Raw genomic sequence first — 15,745 nt, 5'->3', positions numbered from 1 at the left:
CGCGGCTCCCGCAGTGTCTGGATATCCAGCCGAGTTTAGCAAAAAGCGCCTTCGCGCTCCCGCATTTCCTGTCCGCGCGGCCATCGCCAGCACAAAGACATGTCGCATCGCAGCAATGCACCAAAGTTGTGCAGCATAAACAGCCGCCATGCACAAGGAAAGTGCCTGAATGGACAGCGCGCCATTTTTTGCAGTGCATCACAATTCAGAGAACGCCCATCGCGGGCTGGCACGATTCCTGCATGACCATCCGCAGCAGAACCATCTGTCAATCGTCCGAGAAGGAGCCGCCATGAAACTCGTCACCGCAGTGATCAAGCCGTTCAAGCTTGATGAAGTCCGCGAAGCGCTGTCCGCCATCGGCGTACAGGGCGTCACCGTATCCGAGGTCAAGGGATTCGGCCGCCAGAAAGGCCATACCGAGTTGTATCGCGGCGCCGAATACGTCGTCGACTTCCTGCCCAAGGTGAAGCTGGAAATCGCCATCGACGACGCGCTGCTGGACCAGGTGGTGGAAGCCATCGAGAAATCCGCCCGCACCGGCAAAATCGGCGACGGCAAGATCTTCGTCTACGACCTGGAGCAGGTGATCCGCATCCGCACCGGCGAAACCGGCGCCGACGCGGTCTGACCGCTTTGTGAAACTGGGGAAACCATAATGAAAAAGATACTCGCTGCCATGGCTTCCGGGCTCGCCGCTCTCTCCCTGCCCGCGCTGGCCGACGCGCCCGCCGGCCCGGCGGTGGCCGCCGCCAAGGTGATCAACTCCGGCGACACCGCCTGGATGCTGACCTCCACCGCCCTGGTGCTGTTCATGACCATTCCCGGCCTGGCGCTGTTCTACGGCGGCATGGTCCGCAAGAAAAACGTGTTGGCCACGCTGATGCAGAGCTTCGCCATCACCGCTCTGGTGACCGTGTTGTGGGCGGTGGTCGGCTACAGTCTCGCCTTCACCGTCGGCAACCCCTATATCGGCGATCTGTCGCGCCTGCTGCTGGACGGCATGGTGTACATGAAGGATGCCGGCAAGCTGGCCGTGCATCCTCTGGCCGGCACCATTCCGGAATCGGTGTTCATGACCTTCCAGATGACCTTCGCCATCATCACTCCGGCGCTGATCACCGGCGCCTTCGCCGAGCGGATGAAATTCTCGGCGATGCTGGTCTTCATGGCCTTGTGGTCGTTGCTGGTCTACGTGCCGGTCGCCCACTGGGTGTGGGCGCCGGGCGGCTGGATGGGCAATTACGGCGTGCTGGACTTTGCCGGGGGCACCGTGGTGCACATCAACGCCGGCGTGGCCGGCTTGGTGACCGCCCTGGTGCTGGGCAAGCGCGTAGGCTTCGGCCGCGAGGCGATGCCTCCCCATAACCTGGTGCTGACGCTGGTGGGCGCATCGATGCTGTGGGTGGGCTGGTTCGGCTTCAACGCCGGCTCCGCCGTCGCCGCCGACGGCCGCGCCGGCATGGCGATGGTCACCACCCAGGTCGCCACCGCGATGGCCGCGCTGGCCTGGATGTTCGCCGAGTGGATCGCCAAGAAGAAGCCGTCGGTGCTGGGCATCGCCTCCGGCGCGGTGGCGGGCCTGGTCGCCATCACCCCGGCCGCCGGCTTCGTCGACGTCAAGGGCGCGCTGGCCATAGGCTTGGCCGCCGGCGTGGTCTGCTTCTGGGGAGCCACCGGCCTGAAGCACATGATGGGCTATGACGACTCGCTGGACGCTTTCGGCGTGCACGGCGTCGGCGGCATCCTGGGGGCGCTGCTGACCGGCGTGTTCGCGGTCAAGGATATCGGCGGCGCCGACGGCAGCCTGGTCATCCAGGCGTTGGGCGTTGGCGTCACCATCGTCTACTGCGGCATCGTCACCTTCATCCTGCTGAAGCTGGTGGATATCGCCCTGGGCCTGCGCGTGGCCGAAGACGAGGAGCGCGAGGGCCTGGACTTGGTTCTGCACGGCGAGCGTGTGGAGTAGACCGCCCGCTAAAGATTGTTGTGTAAGGGACTTGGCGGGGCTTCGGCCCCGTTTTTTTTTCGCCATTCCGGAATGAAAAAACCGGCCTTTGGCCGGTTTTGATCAATGCGACGAGTTTACTTGACGATACGCAGGCTTGGCCGCCCGCTGGGGCGGTTCGGCGACGGATCGTCGCCGCCGGACTCCGGCGCTTCCTCTTCGGCGCCAACCGGCTTCAGGCTGGCCGCCTCTTCGCTCATCGGCTCCACCTCGAAACCCATGCCCTCGCCGGTTTCCCGGGCGAAGATGGACATCACGTTGCCGATCGGCACCCAGATGTCGCGCGAAACCCCGCCGAAACGCGCGGAAAACGAAATCCACTCATTGTCGATGCGCAGGTTCTTGGTTGCGGTATCGGCGATATTGAGCACGATCTCATTGTTCTTCACGTACTCGAGCGGCACATCGGTGCGGCCATTGACCCACACCACGATGTACGGGGTGTAGCCATTGTCGCCGCACCACTGATGCAACGCGCGGATCATGTACGGCTTGGTGCTGGAGCTCATCGCGTCTCCTTACTTGCGCATCGCCTTTTCGGACGGGGTCAGCGAATCGATGAAGGACTGACGCTGGAAAATGCGCTCGGCGTACTTCAGGATCGGCGCCGCGCTCTTGCCCAGGTCAATGTTGTAATGCTCCAGACGCCACATCAGCGGAGCGATGGCCACGTCTATCATCGAGAAGTCGTCGCCCAGCATGAACTTTTGCTTGGAGAAGATCGGCGCGATGGTGGTCAGGCCGTCGCGGATTGCTTCGCGGGCCTTGGTCGCTTCCTTGCCTGTGGCGCCGGCTTCCAGCGTCTTCACATGAATGAACAGTTCGTTTTCGAAACGATGCAGGAACAGGCGGGCGCGAGCGCGCATCACCGGATCGGCCGGCATCAGTTGCGGGTGCGGGAAACGCTCGTCGATGTATTCATTGATGATGTTCGACTCATGCAGGATCAGGTCGCGCTCCACCAGAACCGGCACTTCGTTGTACGGGTTCATCACAGCCAGGTCTTCCGGCTTGTTATGGATATCCACATCGATGATTTCGAAATCCATCCCTTTCTCGAAGAGCACGATACGGCAGCGCTGACTGAACGGGCAGGTGATTCCGGAGTAGAGGGTCATCATGGCGGAGAAAATCCTTGACTAACTTAAAAAATGAGTGCAGCGCGCATTCTAGCACCATCCGGTGGCAATATTCCAGCCTTTCAACACAACATCATGATTATAAAAAGAAAAAGGCGGAATCTCTTCCGCCTTTTCAACTGCCCGATCGCGTTAGTGAACGTCGCGCCAGTACTCTTTCTTTAGCAGGTACACCAGCGGGAACAGCAGCAGGCCGAGGAACAGCACCACCACGTAGCCGATCTGCTGGCGCTTCACCGCCGCCGGCTCGCCGATGTAGACCAGGAAGTTGGTCAAGTCGCGCATGCGGCGGTCGAACTCGACGGTGTTGGCCTTGCCGTTTTCCAGCTTGGTCAGCGTGCCGGCTTTCACCAGTTCCAGCTTGTGCTCTTCATGGCCTTCGGCGTTCTTCATCGTCTTCAGCTCCTGGTCGCCCTGCCATTCCCAGAAAATGTGCGGCATGCCGACCTTGTCGAACACCAGGTTGTTCCAGCCGGTGGGACGAGACGGATCACGATAGAAACCGCGCAGATAGCTGTACAGGTAGTCGGCGCCGCGGGAACGCGCGATCAGCGACAGATCGGGCGGCGTGGCGCCGAACCAGGCCTTGGCGTCCTGCTTGTTCATCGCGATGTTCATCTGGTCGCCGATCTTCGCGCCCTCCGGCAACAGATTGGCCTTGATCTGCTCTTCGGTCAGGCCGATGTCTTCCAGCCGGTTGTAACGCATCATGCTGGCCGAGTGGCAGGACAGGCAGTAGTTGACGAAGATCTGCGCGCCGCGCTGCAGGCTCTCGGTGTCCTGGATGTCGATGTTCGCCTTGTCGAGCTTGGGACCGCCCTCGTTGGCGAAAGCCGGCAGCGCGCAGGGCAAGGCCAGCGCCGCGGCGGCGATCAGGTGACGGATCTTGTTTTTCATTTTCCTTATCCCCTTACACGTTCATCGCGAACAACGCGGCCAGGAACACGGTGAGCGCCACCAGGGCCACGAACTGGATCTGACGCTTGGCGTTGGTGTCGGTCACCCGATCCGGAACCGGGACGCTGCCCACATCGTTCTTGGTGTAGAACGGCATGCCCAGGAAGAAGGCGAAGTAGATCACCGAGAAGATCTGCGAGATCAGCGTGCGCACTTCGGTCGGCGGCATCGCGCCCAGGATGCCCAGGCCGATGAAGGAGGCGATGAACAGGATCAGCGCGACCTTGAACTTGGGACCGCGGTAGCGGATGGACTTGATCGGCGAACGATCCAGCCACGGCAGGAAGGCGATCAGCACCACGGCGGCTCCCATTGCCAGCACGCCCCACACCTGAGTCCCGGCGAAAGACGGCACGGCGCGCAGGATCGCGTAGAACGGAGTGAAGTACCAGACCGGCGCGATGTGCGGCGGGGTCTTCAGCGGATCGGCCTGGTCGAAGTTCGGATGCTCGAGGAAGTAGCCGCCCATTTCCGGCAGGAAGAACACGATCACCGAGAACACCACCATGAACACCACGACGCCGAGGATGTCCTTGATGGTGTAGTACGGGTGCGAGTAGATGCCGTCCAGGTACAGGCCGGTGCTCGGGTCCTTGGGCTGCTTCTTGATCTCCACGCCGTCAGGGTTGTTGGAGCCCACTTCGTGCAGAGCCATCAGGTGGGCCGCCACCAGCGCCAGCAGCACCAGCGGCACCGCGATCACGTGCAGCGCGAAGAAGCGGTTCAGCGTGGCGTCGGACACTACGAAGTCGCCGCGTATCCACAGCGACAGGTCGGGGCCGATCACGGGAATCGAGCCGAACAGGTTGACGATCACCTGGGCACCCCAGAACGACATCTGGCCCCATGGCAGCAAATACCCCATGAAGGCCTCGGCCATCAGGCACAGGAAGATCAGCGTGCCGAACACCCAGACCAGCTCGCGCGGCTGCTTGTACGAGCCATAGATCAGGCCGCGGAACATGTGCAGGTAAACCACGACGAAGAACATCGAGGCGCCGGTGGAGTGCATGTAGCGGATGATCCAGCCGCCGGCCACGTCGCGCATGATGTATTCGACCGAGGCGAAGGCGACCGGGATGCCTGCGGCGTTAAGCGTGCCGTCCGGCTTGTAATTCATGGTCAGGAAGATGCCGGTGACGATCTGCAGCACCAGCACCAGCATGGCCAGCGAACCGAAGAAGTACCAGAAGTTGAAATTCTTGGGCGCGACATACTTGCCCCATTGGCTTTCCCACAAGGCGGTCAGCGGGAAACGCGCGTCCACCCAGTTAAGCAGCTTTTGTGCTTTGCTCATTTTTCACCCTCAGCTTATTTGTCGTCGCCAATCAACAGGCGGGTAGCGGACAGATACTTGTGCGGGGGGATCTCCAGGTTCTTCGGCGCCGGCACCCCCTTGAACACGCGGGCGGCCAGGTCGAACTTGGAGCCATGGCAGGGGCAGTAGAAGCCTCCCAGCCAGTCCGGCCCCAGGTCGGCGGGCGCCAGATCGGGCCGGAAGGTCGGCGAACAGCCCAAGTGTGTGCAGATGCCGACCGCCACCAAGAACTCGGGCTTGATGGAACGATGCTCGTTCTGACAGTAAGAGGGCTGCTGATCCACTTCGGATTTGGGATCGACCAGCCTGGGGTCGTTCTTGGGCAGGTTCTTCAGCTGGTCCGGCGTGCGGTTGAGAATCCATACCGGCTTGCCGCGCCATTCGACGTTGATCTTCTGGCCGGCCTCGATCTTGCCGATGTCTACCTCTACCGGCGCGCCGGCGGCCTTGGCCCTCTCGGACGGGAAAAAGCTCATGAAAAACGGCGTGGCCGCGCCGACTACCGCAACACCCCCAACAGCGCTGGAAGCGATCGTCAGAAAACGACGGCGCCCCGTATCGACTTGCTGTTCACTCATTACAGTCATCCTCAATCGTGGAAATCGAGCCCTAAACCGCTGGATTTTACCCGATTACTAGTAGGGACTTGAAGCTTCTATGCAAATAAATTGGCCGACACGCCAGCTATTTGCTTAAACCGGGTTGAAAACATCAATAAATTCGACATTTATGCCGGATACTTGCGCCAAATGCTCGCCTAGTGCCTTGATGCCAAAGCGTTCCGTTGCATGATGACCCGCGGCGATGAATGCGACATCGCTTTCCATCGCCATGTGGTAATTCTGTTCCGATGCTTCGCCGGTGATGAAAACGTCAATGCCGAGCGCGATCGCGTCGGAGAAAAAACCCTGCGCGCCGCCGGTGCACCAGGCCACGCGTCTAACCGGCTTGTCGACTCGCCCCAGCAACTGCGCGCTTCGCCCCAGCGCGTCGGAAACATGCGCGGCGAGCGCCGCGGCATCGCCGCCCGCATTCCACTCTCCATGCCAGAGCAGGTTTTGCTCCCCGGACTGCCCCGCCACCGCCAAGCCCAACAATTTGCCCAACTGAGCGTTGTTGCCCAGCTCAAGATGGCCATCCAGCGGCAAATGATAAGCCAGCAGGCTGATGTCGTTCCGCAGCAGCGAAGCGACGCGGCGCTTCTTCATGCCTCGGATGCTGGCGTCTTCGCCTTTCCAGAAATAGCCATGATGGACCAGGATGGCATCCGCTCCCCGCTCCGCCGCCGCGTCGATCAGCGCCTGGGACGCGGTTACGCCGGTCACCACCTTGCGGACTTCGCTTCTTCCTTCCACCTGCAATCCATTGGGCGCGTAGTCCTTGTAGCGCCAGGGCTCCAGGCAGCCATCCAGCCAGCCATGCAAATCTCTCAGCAACATTCCGCGCACCTCTTCACTATCATTCATGCTAGATATTTTGCCATCAAATCGTTAAATACTTCGCCATATCCAGTGAGAATCCCGACTTTGCCCCAACTTGGCGATGCCGATAAAATGCAATCATAGATTAGCCGCTGCCGCATTCCGGCCTGTATTCTCCGCGCCGCGGAAAAACCAGCGGAATCGCTGCGCGGCTCGATTTTCCTGGCCGGCGCGGCCTCAACTTCTATTGGCGCAGGAATTCATCCATGACCATTCTCGTTACCGGCGGCGCGGGCTTCATAGGCGGAAATTTCGTACTGGACTGGCTGGCTAGGCATGATGAAACGCTCGTCAATCTCGATGCGCTCACCTATGCCGGCAATCTGGAAACGCTGAAATCCGTGCAGGCGCATCCCGGCCATGTTTTTGTTCACGGCGATATCCTAGACTCCGCGCTGCTGGATCAACTCTTGGCGAGACATCAGCCACGCGCCGTAATCCACTTCGCCGCGGAAAGCCATGTGGATCGCTCCATTCACGGCCCGATGGCCTTCATCCAGACCAATATCATCGGCACTTTTCAATTGCTGGAAAGCGCGCGCCGGTATTGGCAAGGCCTGGAAGCGCGCCGCCAGCAGGACTTTCGCTTTCTCCACGTTTCCACCGACGAAGTCTACGGTTCGCTGGCTGCGGATGATGCCCCTTTCAGCGAGCGCCACCCCCAGCAACCCAACAGCCCCTACTCGGCCTCCAAAGCCTCGTCGGATCATCTGGTCCGCGCCTGGCATCACACCTACGGCCTGCCGGTGCTAACCACGAACTGCAGCAACAACTATGGTCCCTACCATTTCCCGGAAAAGCTGATCCCGCTGGTGATCCTGAACGCGCTGGCCGGGGAGCCGCTGCCCATTTACGGCGACGGCCTGCAAGTCCGCGACTGGCTGTTCGTCAGCGACCATTGCAGCGCGGTCCGCCGGGTGCTGGAAGCAGGCCGAGCGGGAGAAACCTACAATGTCGGCGGCTGCAATGAAAAGACCAATCTGGAAGTGGTCCGCACCATCTGCAGCCTGCTGGACGGATTGCGTCCCAGAGCGGATGGCCGCTCTTACGCCGAACAGATCCGCTTCGTAAGCGATCGGCCCGGCCACGACAGGCGCTATGCCATAGACGCGGGCAAACTGGAACGGGAGCTTGGGTGGAGGCCGGCCGAAACATTCGACAGCGGCATACGCAAGACCATCGAATGGTATCTGGCCAATGCGGAGTGGGCCGCCCACGTCCGGGACGGCAGTTATCGCGATTGGGTGAGCAAGCAATATGGATGAAGCACTGCCTCGCATTCTGATTACCGGCAAAGACGGCCAGGTCGGCCACGCCCTGCAGGCCGCGCTGGCGCCGCTCGGCCAATTGATCGCCGCAGATCGCCGGCAATTGGACCTGAGCCAAACAGGACGCCTCTCCCAGGCTCTGGATCGCATCCGGCCTGACATCATCGTCAACCCGGCCGCCTACACCGCAGTGGACAAGGCGGAAAGCGAGCCGGAACTGGCGTTCCAGGTCAATGCCGAGGCTCCTGGCGAGCTTGCGCGATGGGCTGCCTCCCACGACGCGTTGATGGTTCACTACTCCACCGATTACGTGTTCAGCGGCCAAGGCAACCAACCCTGGCGCGAGGACGACGCGCCCGACCCGCAATCCGTATACGGCCGCAGCAAATGGCAAGGCGAGCGGAACGTCCGCGCCGCCGGCGGACGGCATCTGATATTGCGCACCAGCTGGGTCTTCGGCGCGCACGGCGCCAACTTCCTGAAAACCATGCTGCGACTGGCCGCCGAACGCGACTCGCTCAACGTCGTGGACGATCAGATCGGCGCGCCGACCTCCGCCCTCCTGATCGCGGACTGCACCGCCCGACTGCTTAGCCGCTATCTGGACGCGCCGGACGCGTTCGCCTGCGGCACCTACCATCTGGCGGCGCAAGGCGAAACCAGCTGGCACGGCTACGCGCGCTACCTGCTAAGCCGGGCGCAAGCCCTCGGGCTCGACCTCAAACTCGCTCCGGACGCCATCCAGGGCATCCCCAGCTGCGACTACCCGACCCCGGCCCGGCGTCCCGCCAACTCCAGGCTGGATTGCGGCAAGCTCAAGCAGACCTTCGATCTGGAACTGCCGAGCTGGCAGGCCGGGGTCGACCCAGCGCTCGCGGAACTGGCCCGCGCCATGCCGCGCCGGCACACTGAAGATGGAAAAGGACAGCCATGAAACGAAAAGGGATCATCCTGGCCGGCGGATCCGGCACCCGCCTCTACCCTGCCACGCTGGCTGTCAGCAAACAGCTGCTCCCCGTCTATGACAAACCGATGATCTACTACCCGCTCAGCACGTTGATGCTGGCGGGAATACAGGACATCCTGATCATTTCCACTCCTCAGGATACCCCCCGCTTCCAGCAGTTGCTCGGCAGCGGCGAGCAATGGGGACTCAATCTCCAATATGCCGTGCAAGCCCATCCAGACGGCTTGGCGCAAGCTTTTCTGATCGGCGAGCGCTTCATCAATGGCGCGCCCTCCACCCTGGTGCTGGGCGACAACATCTTTTATGGCCACGAGTTCTCTTACCTGCTGCAGGACGCCTGTCGCCAACCAAGCGGCGCGACCGTATTCGCCTACCGCGTCAGCGATCCTGAACGCTATGGCGTGGTCGAATTCGATGCACAGGGCACCGCGCTGTCTATCGAAGAGAAGCCTGCCGCGCCCAAGTCCAACTACGCCGTCACCGGACTTTACTTCTATGACGCTCAGGTCATCGACTTCGCCAAATCGATCCGCCCCTCCCCGCGCGGCGAGCTGGAAATCACCGACATCAACAATCTTTACCTGCGACAGCGGCAACTGACCGTGCAAACCATGGGCCGCGGCTACGCGTGGCTGGATACCGGCACCCATGAGTCGCTGATGGAGGCCGGCCAGTTCATCGCCACCATTGAAAACCGCCAGGGACAGAAAGTGGCCTGCCCGGAAGAAATCGCCTATCGGCATGGCTGGATAGACGAAGCGCAGATACGCCGGCTGGCCCACCCTCTGCACAAAACCGGCTATGGCCGTTACCTGCTCTCCATCCTGGACTGAAACGCCATGCAATGCCTAGATACCCGCCTGTCCGGCGTCAAAATCATAGAGCCCAAGGTTTTCGGCGACGAAAGGGGCTTTTTCTTCGAAAGCTTCAACCAGCAGCGCTTCGAGCAGGCCATCGGATATCCGGTCCATTTCGTTCAGGACAATCACAGCCGCTCCGGCAGCAATGTGCTGCGCGGCCTGCACTACCAGAAGGATCCGCATCCGCAGGGCAAGTTGGTCCGCGTCGTGGCCGGCATCGTCTACGATGTCGCCGTCGACATCCGTCCCGGCTCCTCAAGCTTCGGCCAATGGGTAGGCGTGGAACTGAGCGCCGCCAACAAACGCCAGTTGTGGATTCCCGCCGGCTTCGCCCATGGCTTCCTCACCTTGAGCGACGACGTGGAATTCCTCTACAAAACTACCGACTACTGGCATCCGGAACTGGAACGCTCCATCGCCTGGAACGACCCCGACCTGGCGATAGACTGGCCGCTCGCCTCTCCTCCAACCCTGTCCGAAAAAGATCAGCAAGGCGAAGCGTTCGCCGCGCTGAGACGCTGATCGTTCCCGACATGAACGCATGAAAAAACCCCGCAGCACGCTGCGGGGTTTTTCATCTGGCCGGGCATGTCGCCATGCCCATGCGGCGCTGATTACATCATGCCGCCCATGCCGCCCATGCCGCCCATGTCCGGCATGCCCGCGGCCGGCTTGTCTTCCGGCAGCTCAGCGATCATGCAGTCGGTGGTCAGCATCAGGCCGGCTACGGACGCGGCGTGCTGCAGAGCGGAGCGGGTCACCTTGGCCGGGTCCAGCACGCCCATTTCCAGCATGTCGCCGTATTCGCCGGTAGCGGCGTTGTAACCGAAGTTGCCCTTGCCTTCCAGCACCTTGTTCACCACGACCGACGGCTCGTCGCCGGCGTTCTTGACGATCTGGCGCAGCGGAGCCTCGATCGCGCGCAGCACGATCTTCACACCGGCTTCTTGATCGACGTTGTCGGTCTTCAGGCTTTCCAGGGTAGCGCGGGCGCGCAGCAACGCTACGCCGCCGCCGGCAACCACGCCTTCTTCAACCGCGGCGCGGGTGGCGTGCAGCGCGTCTTCGACGCGGGCCTTCTTCTCTTTCATTTCCACTTCGGTGGCGGCGCCGACCTTGATCACGGCAACGCCGCCGGCCAGCTTCGCCACGCGCTCTTGCAGCTTCTCGCGGTCGTAATCGGAAGTGGCTTCTTCCATCTGCTTGCGGATCTCGCCCACGCGCGCCTGGATGGTGACGGCTTCGCCGGCGCCGTCGATGATGGTGGTGTTTTCCTTGCCCACTTCCACGCGCTTGGCTTGGCCCAGCTGGTCCAGGCTGGCCTTTTCCAGGGTCAGGCCGACTTCTTCGGCGATCACTTCGCCGCCAGTCAGCTTGGCGATGTCTTCCAGCATGGCCTTGCGGCGATCGCCGAAGCCCGGCGCCTTGACAGCCACAACCTTCAGAATGCCGCGGATGGTGTTCACCACCAGGGTAGCCAGCGCTTCGCCTTCCACATCTTCAGCGATGATCAGCAGCGGACGGCCGGACTTGGCCACTTGCTCCAGCACCGGCAGCAGGTCGCGGATATTGGAAATCTTCTTGTCGAACAGCAGGATGAACGGATTGTCCAGAGCGGCGATCTGCTTGTCCTGATTGTTGATGAAGTACGGGGACAGGTAGCCGCGGTCGAACTGCATGCCTTCCACCACGTCCAGTTCGTTGTTGAGGCTCTTGCCGTCTTCAACGGTGATCACGCCTTCCTTGCCCACCTTGTCCATCGCATTGGCGATGATTTCGCCGATGTCGGTATCGGAGTTGGCGGAAATGGAGCCGACCTGGGCGATTTCCTTGGAGGTGGAGCACGGCTTGGCGATCTTGGCGATCTCGCCCACCAGCGACACCACGGCCTTGTCGATGCCGCGCTTCAGGTCCATCGGGTTCATGCCGGCGGCAACGTACTTCATGCCCTCCTGCACGATGGCCTGGGCCAGAACGGTGGCGGTGGTGGTGCCGTCGCCGGCTACGTCGGAAGTCTTGGAAGCCACTTCCTTGACCATCTGGGCGCCCATGTTCTCGAACTTGTCCTTCAGTTCGATTTCCTTGGCTACGGACACGCCGTCCTTGGTGATGGTCGGCGCGCCGAAGGAGCGATCCAGCACCACGTTGCGGCCCTTGGGACCCAGGGTCACCTTGACCGCGTCGGCCAGGATGTTGACGCCAGTTACCATCTTGCTGCGAGCGGAATCACCAAACTTAACGTCTTTAGCTGCCATTCTCGAAATCTCCAGAATCTATTGATGAAGTTCAGATAAGGGTCGGATTACTCAACGATGCCCATTACATCTTCCTCGCGCATCACGAGGACTTCGTCGCCATCAACCTTGACGGTCTGGCCGGAATACTTGCCGAAAATCACCTTGTCGCCGGCTTTCAGCTCCAGCGGACGGCGTTCGCCGTTTTCCAGGATTTTACCGTTGCCAACCGCCAGGACCTCGCCCATGTCCGGTTTCTCAGCTGCGGCGCCCGGCAGAACGATGCCGGAAGCGGTCTTTTCTTCAGCCTCGAGGCGCTTGATAACAACACGGTCGTGCAGAGGACGAATTGCCATTGATCTCTCCTATTACATTGGCTGTTGAGAGTTGAACATCAGGTGGTATGGGTTGCGGCCGAGGGTTTAGCACTCAGCCATTGCGAGTGCTAATAATAGGGACGCCCCCCGAGTATTTCAAGGGGTAGCCGTGCAAACAATTTCGCTGGCGTCATTGGCCATTCCATCTTGCCCCGGCATCCACGGCTCCTGGCGGAAGCCAACACGGGACAAGGCTTCATGTCTGCGGCCGACTGGCTCGCATCATGAGAAATGCCGCTCACCTGCAAGCAAGTGAACGGCATCACGCCCGCGCCTTCCCAGAGGGATCAATCCTCTCTGCAAGCCCGCCGGAGCACCAGCCAACGCGGCGTCCGGAAGCGGATGATCATCCGGTAAAGGCAGATGTAAGACATGGCGAACAGCGCACAGACAACGATCAGCACCTCGGTGTTCTGCCAGAACAGCATCGCCGGCACCACCGACACAGAAGACAGCGCCCACAGATAAGGCGAGGTCAAGCTGTTGCGCATGGTCTTGTGATCAGCGTTCTTGCTTCCCACCATCCAGCGGACCAAGCGCATGTAGATCAACTGATGCAAATGCAGAGCATCCGGGTACCCGATCCTGCGCCCCTGAAGAAACTTGCGGCGGTAGATCGAAAACAGTGTCTCAAACACGGGATAAATCACGCACAGCATCGGAAACCATGGTGAAACCTGCGCATGGCGGGCCACCAGCAACACGGACACTTCCGCAATCATGAAGCCGACCAAATAAGCGCCGCCGTCTCCGGCGAACATCAGCCCGCGCGGAAAATTCCAGAACAAAAATCCGGCGATCCCCCCCACCATGGCGAAACAAACCCCCATCAGCGCGGGGTCCTGGACTTTGAACGCCACATACGCCATCGCCAGAAAAATGAAGATGGACACCACCCCCGACAAGCCGTTGTAGCCATCGATGATGTTCACCGCATGCGCCACGCCCCCCACGGCGATGACGGTCAGCAACAGCGACAGCATCCAAAACTCGGACAGCAAACCATCCAGCACCGGCACATCCAGCCGCAGCAAGCCCGCGCCAAGCACAAAATATCCAAGCGTAGCGGCAATGAATGTAGCCAGCAGGCGCGGCAACGGGCCCACTTTCTTCGTCACATCCTCCAGCACTCCCGCCGCAAAAGCCGGCAACGCCACTACCAACAACAACAATACCGAAGCATCCCTCAACAGCCAGGCCAACAAGCCACAGCCGGCCGTCAAGCCCATCGCGATCGCCACGCCGCCAATACGCGGCACCGGCCTGGCATGGAACTTCTGCACGCCGCCCAGATCGTGATCGGCAGAAAAACGCTCATGCAGATGAACGAAACGAATCAGGCACATACCGACAAACAGGGACAAAAACGTGGCCAACAATAGTATCTGTAACATTGGGTGCCTCTTCTATTTTTGTCGACGATGCCGATGGAGACACCATCCCACCACTGTCAAGATTGGATTACGCATGGCTGGGGGCGACTCACTGGCTCCAGGTCAAGCAACTGCCGCCAATACGCCGCATGCGCGTCGGGATTGATCTTGCTGAGCTGCTGCGGCGTAAGGCGGCTCTCGAACAAAGTCAGGTTCAGATGGAAGATGGTCCGGGTGGTATTTGCTACAGGGAACGCCTTGTGCAGGTTGTCCCCCGCATTAAAATAGTACAACCTATCCTTGGGCCCTTCCAGGCGGATCGTCTTGCTGAAACATTCGATAAGCCAGTCATTGAGGCGGAACAGGCGGCCGCGCCCCCGGAAGGGCGCCGACCATAGCGCATCGTACATCTTGCGGCCGAACGCATGACGCGAATCGGGAACGAGGCGCATATGAGTCTTGCCGACGTTTTCCTCCAGAAGCAGCATCAGGCTGACTTGCCCTCCCTTGCCGAAATGGCCGTCATGGTGATAATGATCCGCCGCCCCGCGATTCCGGCCGCTATAGGTCCATCGAATCAAAGTCGGCTCCTCGCGCAGCCGATAGCCGGCCTGGGCCAGTTGCTGGAAAACCTCCAGCTCGCCAAAAATTTCCAGCAACTCGTCTGTCAGCCGGAGGCATTTGTAGAGTTCCCATGTATCGTTGGGAACATCCGGCAAGTGCGTCCTATCATTTTCATCGTTCAGGCTGGCGCGGCAATAGTCGCCGAGCTTCGATGCGTTGTCGATATAACCGTACGATTGAAACATATCGATTTCCCTCTCACTTTGCTGCGATCCAGCCGGCTGCGTTATCTGCTCGCCGGCGTCCGTACATTCTCGTTGATGAAGATGATCCCATAACGACACAGCATGTAGACAACTGGCCATTGAGCGTAACGCCGGCTGAACGCCCAGCTCTGGCGCCAGTTGTAGCAGGAATTGAATGCGGTCAGCGCCTTGCGCACGCCGCGCCAGCCTCCCCTTCCGAAGCTGAGACTGAAACGCGCCGTCGTCGCTTCGTTCACATAGACGACGCTCCTGCTATCGACCAGCACCTGGAAGCCTCGCCTCTTAGCGCCGTAAGCAAAGTCCTCGTCAGCGCAATATTGGGGGAAAGCCTCCTCGTCGAAGCCGCATCCGGCTTCGAAAGCACGCCAAGGTATCACCAGCAGCCTGCCGTACAAGTAATCGGTCTCCAAAAAGCGGGACACAGGAGCTCGCCAAGGCGTGCCCTCTGGGATGTTGGCCTTATGCCGGGCGAAGCGCAGATCGTAATGGCCGCCGCAGAAATACACCCGCGCCTCTTCGCCTGAACGGTGCACGATATTCACCGCTCCGATTACGGCATCCGGCTCCTGATCCGAGGCCTCAAGCAAGCGGATCAATGCCTCGGGAGCCAGATCGATATCATCGTTCATCAACAATACGCGGTCGCCTGCGCGCGCCGTCTTGGCGATATGCTTCAAACCATGGTTGACCGTGGCGGTCCACCACATGTCGGCATGTCCGTCGACAATCTCGACCGACGGACATCGCGCCTGCGCCGCGTCCCGCGTCCCGTCAGTGGAGCCGGCGTCGACAACGATCAGCCGCGCCGCCTCTGGCGACAACTGCGCGCGCACTTTGGCCAACGTCGCGCACAGGATGTCGCGGCGATTGTGCGAGGGAATCAGAACATAAACCTGTCCAGAGGTATGGGTACTCATGCCGTCACTCATCATC

The 15,745-nt window shown here is 60.7% G+C and carries 17 protein-coding genes; 6 read left to right on the top strand and 11 right to left on the bottom strand.

Translation table 11 applies throughout. The annotated features are described in order from the left end of the window. Positions 1–292: 292 nt before the first annotated feature. Both glnK and DK842_RS11590 read left to right on the top strand, forming a co-directional pair. On the top strand, positions 293–631 hold the full coding sequence (gene glnK / locus DK842_RS11595) for a P-II family nitrogen regulator (protein WP_021478498.1): 339 nt from the start codon (positions 293–295) through the stop codon (positions 629–631). Between the two features lie 27 nt (positions 632–658). After that, on the top strand, positions 659–1,969 hold the full coding sequence (locus tag DK842_RS11590; protein WP_114061581.1) for an ammonium transporter: 1,311 nt from the start codon (positions 659–661) through the stop codon (positions 1,967–1,969). A gap of 116 nt (positions 1,970–2,085) precedes the next feature. Here the strand turns inward: DK842_RS11590 and DK842_RS11585 are convergent, their stop codons facing one another. From DK842_RS11585 to DK842_RS11560, 6 genes are all read right to left on the bottom strand, one after another. After that, positions 2,086–2,517, bottom strand: coding sequence for a ClpXP protease specificity-enhancing factor (locus DK842_RS11585; RefSeq protein WP_114061580.1), 432 nt, complete (start codon positions 2,515–2,517; stop codon positions 2,086–2,088). 9 nt (positions 2,518–2,526) lie between these two features. Next, complete coding sequence (locus DK842_RS11580) at positions 2,527–3,129, bottom strand: glutathione S-transferase N-terminal domain-containing protein (protein ID WP_114061579.1); 603 nt, start codon at positions 3,127–3,129, stop codon at positions 2,527–2,529. Positions 3,130–3,279: 150 nt separating this feature from the next. Next, the gene (locus tag DK842_RS11575; protein ID WP_114061578.1) at positions 3,280–4,044 is read right to left on the bottom strand and encodes a cytochrome c1; all 765 of its coding nucleotides are present in this window, start codon (positions 4,042–4,044) and stop codon (positions 3,280–3,282) included. Between the two features lie 13 nt (positions 4,045–4,057). Next, positions 4,058–5,401, bottom strand: coding sequence for a cytochrome b (locus DK842_RS11570; RefSeq protein ID WP_114061577.1), 1,344 nt, complete (start codon positions 5,399–5,401; stop codon positions 4,058–4,060). Positions 5,402–5,415: 14 nt separating this feature from the next. After that, the gene (gene petA, locus DK842_RS11565; protein WP_114061576.1) at positions 5,416–6,000 is read right to left on the bottom strand and encodes a ubiquinol-cytochrome c reductase iron-sulfur subunit; all 585 of its coding nucleotides are present in this window, start codon (positions 5,998–6,000) and stop codon (positions 5,416–5,418) included. Positions 6,001–6,114: 114 nt separating this feature from the next. Further along, positions 6,115–6,861: a Nif3-like dinuclear metal center hexameric protein gene (locus DK842_RS11560; protein WP_114061575.1), complete on the bottom strand. Its 747-nt coding sequence runs from the start codon at positions 6,859–6,861 to the stop codon at positions 6,115–6,117. A gap of 248 nt (positions 6,862–7,109) precedes the next feature. On the opposite strand from DK842_RS11560, the gene rfbB reads away from it, so the two are divergent. From rfbB to rfbC, 4 genes are read left to right on the top strand one after another with little or no spacing between them, the layout of a single operon-like run. Beyond that, positions 7,110–8,168 carry a dTDP-glucose 4,6-dehydratase gene (gene rfbB / locus DK842_RS11555; protein ID WP_114061574.1) on the top strand — a complete coding sequence of 353 codons (1,059 nt, stop codon included), beginning with the start codon at positions 7,110–7,112 and terminating at the stop codon, positions 8,166–8,168. Then, a complete protein-coding gene (gene rfbD / locus DK842_RS11550; RefSeq protein ID WP_114061573.1) occupies positions 8,161–9,105 on the top strand; it encodes a dTDP-4-dehydrorhamnose reductase in 945 nt (314 codons plus the stop codon). Before rfbB ends, rfbD begins: the two co-directional genes overlap by 8 nt. Continuing rightward, positions 9,102–9,971, top strand: coding sequence for a glucose-1-phosphate thymidylyltransferase RfbA (rfbA, locus tag DK842_RS11545; protein WP_114061572.1), 870 nt, complete (start codon positions 9,102–9,104; stop codon positions 9,969–9,971). The genes rfbD and rfbA overlap by 4 nt, the downstream gene beginning before the upstream one ends. A gap of 6 nt (positions 9,972–9,977) precedes the next feature. Next, positions 9,978–10,520 (top strand): dTDP-4-dehydrorhamnose 3,5-epimerase, encoded by a 543-nt coding sequence (gene rfbC, locus DK842_RS11540; protein WP_114061571.1) that lies wholly within the window; start codon positions 9,978–9,980, stop codon positions 10,518–10,520. A gap of 92 nt (positions 10,521–10,612) precedes the next feature. Here rfbC and groL read toward each other — a convergent pair whose 3' ends face one another. The 5 genes from groL to DK842_RS11515 all read right to left on the bottom strand — a co-directional run bounded on the left by groL (position 10,613) and on the right by DK842_RS11515 (position 15,729). Then, the gene (gene groL, locus DK842_RS11535) at positions 10,613–12,253 is read right to left on the bottom strand and encodes a chaperonin GroEL (protein WP_114061570.1); all 1,641 of its coding nucleotides are present in this window, start codon (positions 12,251–12,253) and stop codon (positions 10,613–10,615) included. Between the two features lie 47 nt (positions 12,254–12,300). Further along, positions 12,301–12,588 (bottom strand): co-chaperone GroES, encoded by a 288-nt coding sequence (groES, locus tag DK842_RS11530; RefSeq protein ID WP_114061569.1) that lies wholly within the window; start codon positions 12,586–12,588, stop codon positions 12,301–12,303. 308 nt (positions 12,589–12,896) lie between these two features. Then, positions 12,897–14,003 (bottom strand): MraY family glycosyltransferase, encoded by a 1,107-nt coding sequence (locus DK842_RS11525; protein ID WP_114061568.1) that lies wholly within the window; start codon positions 14,001–14,003, stop codon positions 12,897–12,899. Positions 14,004–14,059: 56 nt separating this feature from the next. Continuing rightward, on the bottom strand, positions 14,060–14,791 hold the full coding sequence (locus DK842_RS11520) for a hypothetical protein (protein ID WP_114061567.1): 732 nt from the start codon (positions 14,789–14,791) through the stop codon (positions 14,060–14,062). Between the two features lie 41 nt (positions 14,792–14,832). Continuing rightward, on the bottom strand, positions 14,833–15,729 hold the full coding sequence (locus tag DK842_RS11515; RefSeq protein ID WP_168194872.1) for a glycosyltransferase family 2 protein: 897 nt from the start codon (positions 15,727–15,729) through the stop codon (positions 14,833–14,835). Positions 15,730–15,745 lie beyond the last annotated feature (16 nt).

Origin of the sequence: Chromobacterium phragmitis (assembly GCF_003325475.1) — a bacterium.
GTDB lineage: Bacteria > Pseudomonadota > Gammaproteobacteria > Burkholderiales > Chromobacteriaceae > Chromobacterium > Chromobacterium phragmitis.
This window is presented reverse-complemented; position numbering and strand designations above follow the sequence as displayed.